The 13,167-nt window shown below is 68.2% G+C and carries 9 protein-coding genes and 3 pseudogenes; 8 read left to right on the top strand and 4 right to left on the bottom strand.

Annotated features, from left to right (window positions below; all coding sequences use genetic code 11):
- Positions 1–150 precede the first annotated feature (150 nt).
- The 7 genes and pseudogenes from ACFYWX_RS40355 to ACFYWX_RS40325 all read left to right on the top strand — a co-directional run bounded on the left by ACFYWX_RS40355 (position 151) and on the right by ACFYWX_RS40325 (position 8,620).
- Positions 151–975, top strand: a complete 825-nt coding sequence (locus ACFYWX_RS40355; protein WP_389430079.1) for a glutamate racemase — start codon at positions 151–153, stop codon at positions 973–975.
- A gap of 301 nt (positions 976–1,276) precedes the next feature.
- A pseudogene (locus ACFYWX_RS40350) lies at positions 1,277–1,573 on the top strand (transposase); the annotation flags it as partial.
- A gap of 139 nt (positions 1,574–1,712) precedes the next feature.
- Positions 1,713–2,096, top strand: coding sequence for a hypothetical protein (locus ACFYWX_RS40345; RefSeq protein ID WP_389430077.1), 384 nt, complete (start codon positions 1,713–1,715; stop codon positions 2,094–2,096).
- Positions 2,097–3,163: 1,067 nt separating this feature from the next.
- Entirely contained in the window at positions 3,164–4,273 is a 1,110-nt protein-coding gene (locus ACFYWX_RS40340) for a hypothetical protein (protein ID WP_257569721.1), read from the top strand.
- A 676-nt stretch (positions 4,274–4,949) separates the two neighbouring features.
- A pseudogene (locus ACFYWX_RS40335) lies at positions 4,950–5,797 on the top strand (IS5 family transposase).
- Between the two features lie 856 nt (positions 5,798–6,653).
- A pseudogene (locus ACFYWX_RS40330) lies at positions 6,654–7,503 on the top strand (IS5 family transposase).
- A gap of 217 nt (positions 7,504–7,720) precedes the next feature.
- Positions 7,721–8,620: an aldo/keto reductase gene (locus ACFYWX_RS40325; protein WP_389430135.1), complete on the top strand. Its 900-nt coding sequence runs from the start codon at positions 7,721–7,723 to the stop codon at positions 8,618–8,620.
- A gap of 396 nt (positions 8,621–9,016) precedes the next feature.
- On the opposite strand, the gene ACFYWX_RS40320 is transcribed toward ACFYWX_RS40325, so the two are convergent.
- From ACFYWX_RS40320 to ACFYWX_RS40305, 4 genes are all read right to left on the bottom strand, one after another.
- Positions 9,017–9,427 carry a TerD family protein gene (locus tag ACFYWX_RS40320; protein WP_389430076.1) on the bottom strand — a complete coding sequence of 137 codons (411 nt, stop codon included), beginning with the start codon at positions 9,425–9,427 and terminating at the stop codon, positions 9,017–9,019.
- 329 nt (positions 9,428–9,756) lie between these two features.
- Positions 9,757–10,140 (bottom strand): hypothetical protein, encoded by a 384-nt coding sequence (locus ACFYWX_RS40315; RefSeq protein WP_389430074.1) that lies wholly within the window; start codon positions 10,138–10,140, stop codon positions 9,757–9,759.
- A gap of 334 nt (positions 10,141–10,474) precedes the next feature.
- Positions 10,475–11,401: a hypothetical protein gene (locus ACFYWX_RS40310; protein WP_389430073.1), complete on the bottom strand. Its 927-nt coding sequence runs from the start codon at positions 11,399–11,401 to the stop codon at positions 10,475–10,477.
- 105 nt (positions 11,402–11,506) lie between these two features.
- Positions 11,507–12,346 carry an alpha/beta fold hydrolase gene (locus tag ACFYWX_RS40305; protein ID WP_389430072.1) on the bottom strand — a complete coding sequence of 280 codons (840 nt, stop codon included), beginning with the start codon at positions 12,344–12,346 and terminating at the stop codon, positions 11,507–11,509.
- Positions 12,347–12,414: 68 nt separating this feature from the next.
- Between ACFYWX_RS40305 and ACFYWX_RS40300 the strand changes: the two genes are divergently transcribed.
- Positions 12,415–13,086, top strand: a complete 672-nt coding sequence (locus tag ACFYWX_RS40300; RefSeq protein ID WP_389430071.1) for a TetR/AcrR family transcriptional regulator — start codon at positions 12,415–12,417, stop codon at positions 13,084–13,086.
- Positions 13,087–13,167 lie beyond the last annotated feature (81 nt).

The raw sequence follows: 13,167 nt of genomic DNA, 5'->3' as shown, positions 1-13,167 counted from the left end.
ATCAATCTCAGCGGCACTTTCTGTACCTCAACTACTCACACCCGTTCACCGGCCACGGCGTCCGCGCCTACTCATTCACAGAGCTTCGCAGTGGTCCGTGGGCCGTACCAGTGCAGCCAGGCGGCAAGACCTGGCTGGTAACTTGACCCCATGACGGTGGCATTGATCGACTCAGGATTTGGCCTCCTTTCCACTGCAGGCTGGCTTCGGCACCTCGCCCCGGAACTCGATCTGCTTCTGCTTCTGGACCCCGACGGCGCTCCCTGGGGATCGAGAACGGCCTCCTTCGTCACGGACCGTCTGTTCACCTCCGCTCAATTGGCCGTCCAGCGGGGCGCGGAGGCCATCGTGGTCCCCTGCAACACCGCCACCGTCACCGCGATCGGCGCTCTGCGCGAGAGGTTCGAACCGCGCGTACCCGTGATCGGAACCGTGCCCGCCGTGAAATCGGCCGCAGCAACCGGCCAAGGCTTCGCCGTGTGGGCAACCGTCCGGACCACGTCGAGTGACTACCAGGATCGCCTGATCGCGGACTACGCGAACGGCCGGCCTGTCGCGCGTGTCGCATGCCCCGGTCTGGCCGAGGCGATCGACCAGGGCGACATGGCCGCAGCAGCGGAAGCGATCGCCGACGCAGCCGAGCGAACCCCCAAAAATTGCGACTCCGTGGTGCTGGGATGCACGCACTACCCCCTGGTGGCGCCAGAGATTCTGCAGAGCCTGCCCACCGGAACCACCCTGTACGACAGTGCGGAAGCAGTCGCTCGCCAAACACTGCGGCGATTGGACCGAACCACGGAATCGCACAGCACCATGGGCTCCATCGACGTGGTACTCAGCGGTCGCCGCGGAAGCCTCCCGGCAGGCGTCCACGCCTACCCAGTGGGCCGCGTCCTTGCCGCAGCAGGGCGAGTACCCCGCGAAATTCTCATCTCCGCCGCAACTCGCTCCCCGATGGCTGTACCGGCGATCTGAGCAGGCCCCAGATCCTCTGCACCTTCTGGGCCAGGCGTACAGCCACTCCGCTCGAGGCAGACCCCAGTGATCACAGAGCGTGGCAAGTACGTGATCGCACAGAGGCTGTGCCTATCTCGTGACAGGGCTCCCCACCGCGCCTATCTGCGCGACCTCAAGAAGCCGTATCTGAACCGATCATGGAACGTGTGGGTCGAACAGGTTTTTCGCCGGGGTGATCTTCCCGTCGTACGCGTATGAAGACGGGGCCTCTCGGTAGCTCGAGGATGCGAATCCAACCGAGCAGTGCCGGGAGGCCCTGATGTCGTTGTTGTGCGCCTCCGAACGCCTCCCGTCCAACGCGGCTGCACGATCGTGTGATCACCTCGCGCACGCGTACGGCAACGCGGTCGGCCACCGGGACCGGGAACGCCGGTATCCGTCTGACATGTCGGACGCGGAATGGGCGGCCGTCCGGCCTCTGCTGCCGGTGCCGGCCTGGCTTTGGGGGAGGGGCGGATCGCCCGAGGGTCACTGTCACCGGCAGCTGCTGGACGTGATCCGTCACCTGGTCGCGGGCGGGATCTCGTGGCGGGCGATGCCCGCGGACTTTCCCGGCTGGGGTCGGGTCCGCGCCTTCTTCCGCCGCTGGCGCGAGCGCGGGCTGATCACAGACTTCCACGACCGGCTGCGCGGGAAGTCCGTGAACGGGAGGGCCGCGAGGCAGGGCCCACGGCGGGGGCATCGACGCGCAGTCGGTGCGGGCCGCCGCGACGGTGTCGGCAGCCTCACGCGGTTACGACGGCGGCAAGAAGGTGCCGGGCCGCAAACGGCACATCGTGACCGACACCCTCTTGCGTCAGTGGCCGCATCATCGATGTCACCGTCGGCCTCGCGGCGTCGTCGGCCGTGTTGTCAGTGGCCTGCGGCATGATGCGAGGCACGTGACGGCCTGCCCGACAGGGGCTTTGAGGCCGTCCTTGACGAGGGGAGTGCTGTGCGTAGGCCGGTCGCAGGCGAGGTGCGTGTTCACGATCGTCAGATCTACGTCGAGAGCGATCCGGACAGCGCCAGACCTGACCTCGCCAAGGCGCTCGCGTACCAGATCGGGGGGTTGTGCGGGGCTGCGGTCCCAGGTGTGATCGTCCTGTCCACCGGGCTGTACGCGGGCGACGTCGGCTTTGTCGTGGAAGTCCACGACGCAGCCCCTGTGCTGGACCCGGTCTGGGATGACGTGATGGAGGTGTCCTTCCGCCCCGAGTCGGAACGCACAAGTTTGGTGCAGGGGGACGGCGAGGCGACGTGGGACCTGGGTCTCGCCCGAACCGACTACCGGGTCCGGTACTGCGCCCGGGGGATGGACGAGGGACGGGAACTCTCCACCAGAGTGGCTGGGGAGTCCCGGGCGGACAGCTACCTCCTGCAGTTCTGGCCTGCCCCACCCCGCCCGGACGAGGTGATCCGCCACACCTCGCGGATGGCCGGGGACCTGCACTGGAACGTGCGCCGGACGGCGCGTACGCCCGAGCAGCTCGCCGAGGCCGAACGCCTGACTCGCCAGGTGTTCCAACGGGCGGCCGAGGAGCGGGCCGAACAAGCCGTCGAGGGGCGCCGCCTGCACCACGAGGAGTGGGAGTGGGGCGGGCGGCTGCCGAGCGAGAGGCTGCGCGGTGCCCGCGAGAGCAACGTCCTCGGTCTGCTCCGCTTCGACAGCGACCTGGTGCACGCCCTCGATGTCGTGGGTCCCGAGGTCCAGCGTGCAGTGGCATTGCTGGCCGCGCGGCGGGCCTGCGAGGCTGCGGGCCTGACCGATGTGCCGTGGGTCGCCCAGGCGCTCTCGGAGTCGGCAGAGGGACGCCCTCTGCCGCCGCCGTTCGACGACCCGGCCCGGATGTGGGAGGCCCTGCGCTCCGACCCTCGTGTACCGGACAGGACGGTGCTCGAAGCGATACCTCCGGAGTGGCCGCCGTACGTCCCGCCGCCGTTCGCGGACACAGGGCACAAGGTCGTCGTGGTGCCCCTTGCCGTTACGCCGCGCACCCCGGGACGGATCTCACAGCCGCACTTCGCTCTTCCCGCCGTGCTCGCCGCCGCCAAGCCCGCCCCGCTCATAGCAGCACTGGACGCGGTGTGGCATGCGCTGAACACGTACGGCGAGCACTACCCCGAGCTGCTGGACGAGATCCGGTCGGTGTGCGCCGAGCGGGCAATGAGCATTGCCGCCGCACTCCGCATCCGTACCACCCCGCCGCGGCTGGTCGACGTCACCGCGGTCGCCCCGCAACTGGCCCCGCTGGCACGCACGGCGACCCGGCTGCATCCCCGCCCCGGGTCGCCCACGCCGTACGACAGCTCCGTCGGCGGGCCGCTGCTGTGGCCCGCCGACGAGCCGTGGCCGCACTGCGAGGGACCGCACGAGTGGGACGGGTGGAACGAGATCCTCTCGCCCGAGGACGTGCGGCAGCGGCGACGCATCCGGGCAGCGGTGGCGAACCGGCCGGGCGGCGATCCCCCGGGGACCCGGTACACGCCCGAGGAGCTGGCGATCGAGGAGCGGATCAAGGCCGGCCGCCCGTGGCCCGAGGGCCCGATCGCCATGCTGCCCGTGGCCCAGTTGTACGTACGTGACGTCCCCTTGCTGCGCCCGCCCAAGCAGGCCGAGGCAGATCTGCTCCAAGTGCTGTGGTGCCCCTTCGACCACCCCGCGCAGCCCGAGACCGCGCTGTTCTGGCGGTCCGCCGCCACAGTCACCGACATCCTCGACACACCCCCCGAGCCGCCCGCGATCCAGTTCCCCGGCTACCTGCCGGAGCCGTGCCTGCTCGCGCCGGAGCAGATCACCGAATACCCCAACATCATGGAACTGGGCAAGGAGCTCCAGCGGCAGCTGGAGGACTGGCGCAGGTGGCAGACGGCCGGCGCCGCTCTGGACAGCTTTGACAACACGCCGTACCCGCTGGACAGCTCTGACACGCCCTACTCGAAGGATTTCTACAACGAGCTCTACACGGGCAGGATGTCCGTCGCTCCCGGCTGGAAGGTCGGTGGATGGACCCGTTGGGGCCTCACCGATCCCCTACCCCGGCTCTGCCCCTCATGCGGCACCGAGATGGATCCGCTGCTGACCATCGCCTCGGGCGAATGGAACTCCAACTATCCCGACTGGATTCCCGACGAGGACCGAGCCCGCTCTCTGTCATCCACCACCCATCCCGAACCGCACAACCCGACCATGCTCGACCTCGCCCGAGGCTACGATCTGCAGCTGCACGTCTGCCCGGTATCCCCGGACCATCCGCACATCGAGCTGATCCAGTGAGCCGTTCCCCAGTCAGCGGCTGCGCCGCCGTCTGCCGGGCTTCGGCGGCGGCCGCCAGCTCCAGTTCCAGCAGGTGATGCTCCGGCGTCGGCGATCTCCAGCCGACCCGCCAGGTACTCCGTGACCTCCACCGGTACCTCGCACGGGTCCAGTAGGAACCGCGCGAGGTGAATGCCCGTCAGTTCAGGCGTCCGCCGCTGGCCGCGGAGGTCGACGAACGCGGACGCACCGCGGTCGTGATCGACGAGTCGCACCTGCTGGACCACCAGGAGTTGATGAGGACGATGACCACCAGGCCGCCCACCATGAACACGCTCGGGTTGCGACCCCTTCAGGGGCGACGAGGACGAGCTGCGGAGATGTCCGGCATCTGGCGCCCCGTGCACTGTTGCGACCCCTCCGGGAGTGATGAGGACCTTAATACTGCAACGGTGTTTGTTCTGAGTGCTGGGCAGTTTTCAGGAGCCGTATCTCAACCGATCATGGAACGTGCGGGTCTAACAGGTTTCCCGCCGGGGTGATCTTCCTGTTGTGCGCGCATGAAGACAGGGCTTCTCGGTAGCTCGGGGATGCGGATCTAACCGAGCAGCGCCGGGAGGCCCTAGTGTCGTTGTTGTACGTGTCCGAACCCGTCCAGTCCAACTCGGCTGCTCCATCGTGTGACTGCCTCGCGCATGTGTACGGCAACGCGGCCGACCATCCGGACCGGGAACGCCGGTATCTCTCCGACATTTCGGACGCGGAGTGGGCGGTTGTGCGGCCTTTGCTGCCGGTGCCGGCCTGGCTCCAGGGCAGAGGCGGGCAGCCCGAGGGCTATTGCCACCGCCAGCTGCTGGACGCGATCCGCTACCTGGTCGCGGGCGGGATCTCCTGGCGGGCGATGCCCGCGGACTTTCCCGGCTGGGGCCGGGTCTACGCCTTCTTCCGCCGCTGGCGCGAGCACGGGCTGATCACAGAGTTCCACGACCGGCTGCGCGGACGGGTGCGTGAGCGGGAGGGCCGTGAGCCGGAGCCGACGGCCGGGATCATCGACGCACAGTCGGTGAAGGCCGCGGCCTCGGTGCCGGCCGCCTCACGCGGCTACGACGGCGGGAAGAAAGTGGGCGGCCGCAAGCGGCATATCGTGACCGACTGCCTCGGCCTGCTCCTGGTCGTCGCGGTCACCGCCGCGAACATCGGCGACCGGGACGCCGCCGCAAGCCTGCTGATGCGGCTGCGCCGCCTGCACCGCGACATCACCCTCGTCCGGGCCGACGGCGGGTACACCGGCTCCCTCGTCGACTGGTGCCGTCAAAACTCGCGCTGACCTTGGAGATCGTCAAACGCACCGACGACATGGAGGGGTTCGCGGTACTGCCCAGGCGGTGGGTGGTGGAGCGCACGTTCGCGTGGCTGATGCATTCGCGCCGACTGGCCCGGGACTATGAGACGTTGCCAACCAGCAGCGAGGCGATGATCCGGTGGTCGATGGTCACGCGGATGGGCCGGCGTCTGGCACGGCCACGGGCCGTCGGCCGACGCTGAATGCCCCCGAGGTCTCCTGCAGGAGCCACCCGCGCTCCGCCAGACGCCGGGCTTTCGAGCGCACCCCCTCGACCTTCGCCGCGTTGTCTCCAAGCCCAGCTGAACCGTGATCTCCCTGGCCTTCAGCAGTCCTTGACCCGCGGGCCGCCGTCCGTCGAGCACGCCCAGAATCCGCTGGCAGTCCGGCGCCAGCACCGTCACCGGCAGTCCTTCGCGCCAAGGCGGCACGATCGAGCCCGGCACCGGCGCGGGCACGGTTTCTGCCTCCGCCTCGGTCACGGCGGTGGTATCGGCAGCCGAGGCCGCCAGGGCCTCGACCAGCTCCTCCCGCGCGATCACCCGCCGGTCCAGCTCGATCTCCGCGGCCTCCAACACCCCGGCCAGCCGCGCGACTTCCTCCCGCAGCCCTTCCACCCGCACCCGGGCCGCTGTCTCCCGCTCCTCCAGCATTCCCAACACCGACGCCATCGCGCACCCCTCGATCACGGAGCCGAAACAAGACGCCGCATGCCTCCCTCATCCCGAGCTAGACCATGCCTGACCAGCGGAAATCAAGCGATCAGGTTCGGTTCAGATACGGCTTCTTAAGGGGTCCTTGCACAATGAGCGCCCGATCAGGTCGCGTGGTCTGGTGCCGTGCATCGCAAGGCGCCGGAGAGCCCTCGATGGGGGAGGAGCTACTAGGGCTTTTCGGCAACGCGGCGAGGTGCGGCACCAGGCCGCGCGACCCGGGCGGGCATTGTGCAAGGACCCCTAAGGGCGTCCGCCAGTAGGTGCTGTGCCGGGGGCCGTAGCGGTGCAGGCACGGTTCGCCCGATCATGGAGTTCTCTACGCTTCATGATCACCAGGGGATCCGTGCCTGCCGTCCCATCATGCATTCTCGACCCGATCCGCGACCAGTTCCTCGCCCTGCTGCCCGTCCGTGAGGACCGTCATCCGTGGGGCTGCCACAACCCGCGCATTAGCGACGCCGTGGTCTTCGACCGGCTGGTGCAAGTCCTGGTCTTCGGCTGCGGATACGAGCGCGCGGCTGACAAGGACTGTTCCGCCACCACACTGCGCCGCCGCGACGAGTGGATCGCCGCCGGGGTGATGGAGACGCTGAGGCTGCTTGTTCTCGCCGCCTACGACCGCGTGATCGGCCTCGAACTCGACCAGCTGTCCGCCGACGGCTGCATCGCCAAAGCGCCCTCCGGCGGCGAGTGCGCGGGCAAGAGCCCCGTCGACCGGGCCAAACAAGGCATCAAGCGTTCTCAATTGACTGATAGTCAGGGAATTCCTTTGGTCACCGATCCCGCACCGGCCAACACCCGCGACCACACTCTGCTGCCCGCCACCCTCGACCGCTTTCGCCGACCTTCAAGCAGCCCTGGGGCCGCTACCCGCTAGCCCGCGGCTGAGCCTGGACGCCGGATACGACTACAGCATGGTCCACCAGGACCTGCCGGCGAGAGGGATCACCGGCCAGATCGCCAAGCGCGGTGCGAAGACTCCCATCCAGGCCGGCGGGCGCTGGGTGGTTGAACGCACGAATTCGTGGATGAACAACTTCGGCAAGCTCCGCCGTTGCACCGAGCGACGAAAAGCTCCGGTCGAGTTCTTCATCGCCCTGGCCAGCGCCATCATCACCGTCCGCTGCCTCATCCGACGCGCCTGGTCCCTCTACCGCTGGGATACCCGCCCTCGAAGCCCGCGTATTCGATGACCTGCTGCTGGACGCCCTGCCCTGCTAGAATCCTGGTCATCACGTGAGCCTTCTCGGTGCGGATTCCGATCCGCCGGGGAGGCTTTTTTCATGCCCGGGGCTCGGCCTGCCTCGACACTGGTGGACCGGCTTCGAGGTCCTCGCCCTGCCGAGCGACCTGAGCGCGCCGCGCCCCACCCATCGGTTCTTGTTCCTACCGCAAGAGGAGATCCATGTCATGAGCCCACACGCGCCTGCCACGGGTACTTGGCAACTTGGTGACCATACCGTCAACCGCGTCGGGTTCGGCGCGATGCGCTTGACGGGTACCGCGCCCTTCGACCGCGGCGTGCCGTGCGACCGCGATCGGTCGATAGGCGTGCTCCGGCGGGCGATCGAGCTCGGTGTGAACCACATCGACACCGCCGCGTTCTACTTCTCGGCGACGCGCTCCGCCAACGAGCTGATCAACCGGGCGCTGGCGCCATACCCGGAGGATCTGGTCATCACCACCAAGGTCTGGCCGGGCCGCGATCCCTCGGGCGCGTGGTGGTGGGCTGCGCCGGCACAGTTGCGCGGCCAGGTCGAGGAGAACCTGCGCCAACTCGGTCGCGATCACCTGGACGTGGTGAACCTGCGCGTGCCACCGAGCCGGCGGACCGGCTCGATCGGCGAGCACTTCGGCGCGTTGGCCGAACTGCGCGATGCCGGGCTTATCCGCCACCTCGGCATCTCCAACGTCACGTCCGAGCAACTGGCCGAGGCCAGGGCCATCGCCCCGGTCGTCTGCGTGCAGAACCCCTACGGGATCGGTGCGTCGAGCGAGGACCGGGCACTCCTGCGGCTCTGCGGTGAACTCGGCCTCGCCTTCGTCCCGTTCTTCGCGATCGCCGGTCCCGGGCGCGAGGCGGGTCCGGCTGCCAGCGATCGCGAGGAGGTGTGCGCCGTCGCCCGCGCGCACGGTGTGTCCGTCGCGCAGGTCCGGCTGGCCTGGACCTTGCAGCAGGGGCCGCACGTGCTGGCGATCCCGGGGACCGGTGATCCGGACCACCTCGCGCAGAACGTGGCGTCCGGCGCGCTTCGGCTCTCGGAAGACGAGATGGCACGCCTCACCTCGCTGCGGCCGGTCGGAGCATAGCGGGGCCACTGCCGACCGGGATCCATTCCACCGGCCACCGCTCGCACTGAAAGGGGCCGCCAGCGCCCTACTGGCGGACCCTCCAAGCCGAGTGCTTGTGAATCACGTTGAGGTAGTGCCGATCACGGTGCGGTCCCGAGCCACTTCGCACTCCGATATCAGCGCGACGCTGGGCCTGCGCTGCCTTGCCGGACGGCGATGAGTGGCAGAAGGCGTGCGGTGGCCGGCACGTCGAGTTCGCGAGGAGTGAGTCGGGGGGAGTTGCGGTCGCGCAAAATGGCGTGTGCATGTCATGAACTGTGAGGGTGGGGGTCGGCTGATGCCGCTGTTGGAGACCTATGAAGACGGGTCTCCAACAGCGGCATCAAGGCTTCTCGGTGACCCCATCTACGCCTGTCAGGTCTCGACGTCGATGCCGTAGCCGGTGGCCAGGCCCGCGAGGCCGGTGTCGTAGCCCTGCCCGACAGCGCGGGCCTTCCATCCGGTCGTGTGGCGGTAGAGCTCCACCGCGATGGTGACGGTTTCACCCGAGGAGAAGGGGCCAGGTGTGAAGGTCAGTTGGGTGCCGGAGGGCTGGGTGATGTCTGCTTGCCACTGGGTGTGCTGGTCGAAGACTGCGGCGGGTTGGGCCTCGATGTCGATGCTGACGATGACGGCGATGGTTGCGATGTCGTCAGGGATGAGGTCGAGGTCGGCGGTGACGGTGTCTCCTGCGACGTGGACCCCCTCGTGGCGGGGATGGTTGTAGAAGACGAGGTCGTGGTCGCTGCGTACCTTGCCGTTGCGGGTGAGGAGTACAGCGGACACGTCAACGGGTGCGCCGGTGCAGGTGATGCGGACCGTCGTCGGCTCGGTCCGGATGGCCGCGTTGGCTCCCCTCGTCCGCAGTCGCCGGGTAGCGGGCTGGTGGGGGAGCGGGTAGTGGCCGGGGCCAGGCTGGCACGGGTCAGCGTGGCAAGGACGCGCTGGAGGATGGGCCGGCCTTCGGTTTCCTCGCCTGGCCAGGGCCAGGTCAGACGCTGGGCACTCCTTGGCGGTCGGCGGCTGCCTGAGTGCTTCCTGTAGCTGGAGGTAGCGCAGGCTCTCGGTGGCCAGACGGCTGAGCTGCCACTGCCGTTGGGTTTCTTCCGGGCTGTTCATCCAGGTGTCGTGGTCGACGGGCTTGCCCCCAGCTCCTGGTACACCCGGCGGGCGAAGTCGTAGCCGTCCTCAGTCAGTAGGCGGGTAGGCCGCTCCTGTTGGGATGGCGCCGGCTCGCCGATGGCCGTGTACAGCGCTCCCAGGTCGCCGCCCGTCCAGTGGTTGGCTGCCGTGGTGGCGAACCGGGCGAACTGGGTCAGCGTGGGCGGCCGCCCCTTGGCGGCGACGAAGCGGTGGTGGTCACGGGCGACGTCCTCCAGCTCGGAACGCCAGTGGTGCTGCACGTAGGCGCCGAGATGCTGCTCGGCCCAGGCGCGACGTCGTCGTGTGATGAGGTCCCGTACCCGCTCGAAGCCCTCCCGGCGGCTGCCGTGACTCATGCTGGAGGTGAACGTCACCTGCCCGTACGGGGTATCGACCGTACTGTCCTCGCTGTCGGTGATCTCTTTACTCCGGCCCCAGGAGCTGTTCGGCGGCTCCCAGTTCGCGGACTAAGGCGGTGTCGACGGGGCATCCGGCCGCGCGCAGGGCGGCCAGGGGCCTGCTGTAGTAGCGGTCGACGGTCCAAGGTGGTTCGGGAGTAGGGGCCTTCGCACACGAACCAGGCGGTCAGGCCCACGCCGTGCCAGAACTCGGCCGCGGGACCGAGGGCTTCGGCCATGGTCTGGTGCGGGCGCGGGTTGCTGACGATGCTGCCGGGGTGCCGCTGGAGCGTCACCGTCTCCCACAGCCGCCCCACCCGTTCGAGGACATCGGAGGGCAGTCGCTGCCGATACAACTGGGGGGTGAACCCTGCTCGGTCCGGTTCAGACTCATCAGATCCTGATCGACCAGCCCCCACAAGGACGGCATTCCCCGTGACTGGTCGGCGTGCGCCTGGTCGAAGGCCGCCCACCAGCCGCGCAGGGCCGCAGCCCGCTCCTCCACAGGGGACACGGAGCTGCCGCCGCCGAGGAAGGCCGCGAGCATCGCATGAACCTCGTCCTCCGCGATGCCCGCCTCGGCAGCCATGCCGGCCGTCTGCGCGGCCATGCCGACGTACAGACGAGGCTCGGGCAGAGCGGTGATGGTCTCCTCATCCGGGTGAGGGGGAGCCTGAAGGTAGTCCAGCACAGCCAGCCAGTCGCCCCCGAAGTACGCGGAGACGACCGGCTGCAACTCTCTGGTCAGCACCCGCCGCGCCAGGGCCGTTCCCGTCTTGGCCTTCTTGGCGAAACCAGCCATCAGCCCCTGCAACCGCTGGATCCGGTGACGTGCGACAAGCTCCACGAGATCGGCAGCGGCAAGAGTGTCCAGCAAAGCCAGGCGAGCCTGCTGCTGTCCCGCACGGTCCAGCTGGTGCCAGCCGCCGCCGAAGCGGAAGCCTTCCAGCGCACTCTCGTCGATGCCCAGCAGCCGGAAACGCTCCTCGATCGCTGTCCAGAACCGCTGCTGTTCCGTGCGCGGGAAGATCTCTCCTGCCGCCCGCAGCCGGACCGGCTGAAGCAGTGTCTCGAACAACGGCACCAGCAGCGCCCACAGCAGCACCGTGTCCCAACCCTCCACCGCAGTGAGACGGGCAGTGTCATCGGCGGCCAGCGTCAGAGCGTGGGCGGGGCGTTCGCGCAGCAGATACGGCAGGTTGACTGCCCCCGCCTTCACCGAGACGCCTGGGAAGGTGTGACTGTCGCATTCCGGGGATCCGGTGAGCCTGCGGCCCGTCATCACGGACCAGGCGTCAGCGACTGCACCGAAGCCCTGCAGGGGTTACTCGTCGAGGAACTGAAGGGCGTGCTTCAGGAACCGCTCGGGGTACTGGAACTGCGCTCCATGCCCGGCATCGGGGTAGATCAGCAGCTGAGCGTTGGGGATGTTCTGGGCGAGGTGCCAGGAGTTGATCGAGGCGATCATCACGTCGTTCTCGCCGTTGAGGACCAGCGTCGGCTGGGTGATCGCGTTCAGGAAGGCATAGGGATTCTCGCCCGGCAGCGGTTCCGCATAGGCGATAGCCGCTTCGAACTGTGCCTGTGCGACCGCGGGCGAGCTCGGCGTGTCCTGGTCGGCCCGCTGGTGACGTCGCTCCCAGAAGGCCCGGCCCGCTTCGACCGCGGCTTCCGAACGGCCGAAGAACAGGAAGAGGAAGTCCTCCAGCGTGGGGACCGGATTCAGCGCGTACTCAGGCACCTTGGGGTCACTCGTCGGGTCCCCGCCCCGGAGGCCGGTACCGAGCAGGAGGAGCTTGCGCACCAGCTGCGGGTGGCGCAGCGCGACCTCCTCCGCCTGGTAACCGCCGATCGAGAAGCCGAGCAGATCGACCTGCTCCAGCCCCAGCGCCCGGATGACCGCGGCGATGTCGTCGGCCATGTCCTCCATCCGGTTGCGCGGTGTGCCGGATGACGAGGCGATGCCGCGCCCGTTGAACAGGATGACCTCACGGCCTTCGGCCAGGCCGTCGGTGAGCAGCGGGTCCCAGTTGTCCATCCCCCCGCGGAAGTGCTGGACCAGGAAGATCGGGACGCCGGAGGGCTTGCCCCAGCGTCGGTAGGCGAACCGGTCGCCGTCGACCTCGATGTACTGAGTCGGTGCGGTCACATGCGTGTCACTCATGGCCTGAGCCTTTCTGGAGGGCGTGAGCAATACGATGACGATCGTCATCTAAAAAGTCAAGCTCTTTGATGTCGATCGACATCTATGTATGCTTGACCGTCGAGCGTCGACCGAAGGAAGGGCGGCTGGACATGCGGGTCACCAAGGCGCAGGCAGAGCAGAACCGTGCCCACATCGTCGCGACAGCCTCCAGGCTGTTCCGTGAGCGCGGCTATGACGGTGTCGGCGTGGCGGAACTGATGGCAGCCGCCGGGTTCACCCATGGCGGGTTCTACAAGCACTTCCGCTCCAAGGCCGACCTGATGGCCGAAGCGTCCGCAAGCGGGCTCTCACAGACCGTGGCACGGACGGAAGGCATGGCCGCCGCCGAGTTCGTCGAGCACTACGTCTCCCGGGAGCATCGCGACGGGCGCGATGACGGCTGCACCATCGCGGCCCTTGGCGGCGACGCCGCACGTCAGCCGGCGGACATCCGAACAGAGTTCGCGGCAGGGATCGAGAACCTGGTGGCGGTCCTCCAGGCCCAAAGTGATACGCCGGGGGATGCGGACCAGCGCGCGGCCCGCACCATGGTGATCGACATGCTCGCCCATTCGGTCGGCGCGATCATGTTGTCGCGGGCATGCCCGGACGGTTCTCCGCTGGCGGATGAAATCCTCGATGTCTGCCGCAAGGAAATTCTCGCCTCACTGGCACACGGCAACAGCGACCAGCCGGCGGCAAGGAGCCCAGAAGCCTGACCACGGCCGACCGATGCAAGCCCAACCACCTGACGGTCGGATACTGACGCAAAACGGCTGCGGTTCCGAGCCGTTGATGCG

This window comes from Streptomyces sp. NPDC002888, assembly GCF_042888465.1.
GTDB lineage: Bacteria > Actinomycetota > Actinomycetes > Streptomycetales > Streptomycetaceae > Streptomyces.
Note: the sequence above shows the minus strand (reverse complement) of the source record. Positions and strands in the feature narration are given on the sequence as shown.

Coding starts and splice junctions, on each gene's coding strand:
- ACFYWX_RS40305 (WP_389430072.1), bottom strand. CDS start 12,346: ATGAGTGACACGCATGTGACCGCACCGACTCAGTACATCGAGGTCGAC.
- ACFYWX_RS40340 (WP_257569721.1), top strand. CDS start 3,164: ATGAGCATTGCCGCCGCACTCCGCATCCGTACCACCCCGCCGCGGCTG.
- ACFYWX_RS40300 (WP_389430071.1), top strand. CDS start 12,415: ATGTCGATCGACATCTATGTATGCTTGACCGTCGAGCGTCGACCGAAG.
- ACFYWX_RS40315 (WP_389430074.1), bottom strand. CDS start 10,140: ATGAGTCACGGCAGCCGCCGGGAGGGCTTCGAGCGGGTACGGGACCTC.
- ACFYWX_RS40355 (WP_389430079.1), top strand. CDS start 151: ATGACGGTGGCATTGATCGACTCAGGATTTGGCCTCCTTTCCACTGCA.
- ACFYWX_RS40325 (WP_389430135.1), top strand. CDS start 7,721: ATGAGCCCACACGCGCCTGCCACGGGTACTTGGCAACTTGGTGACCAT.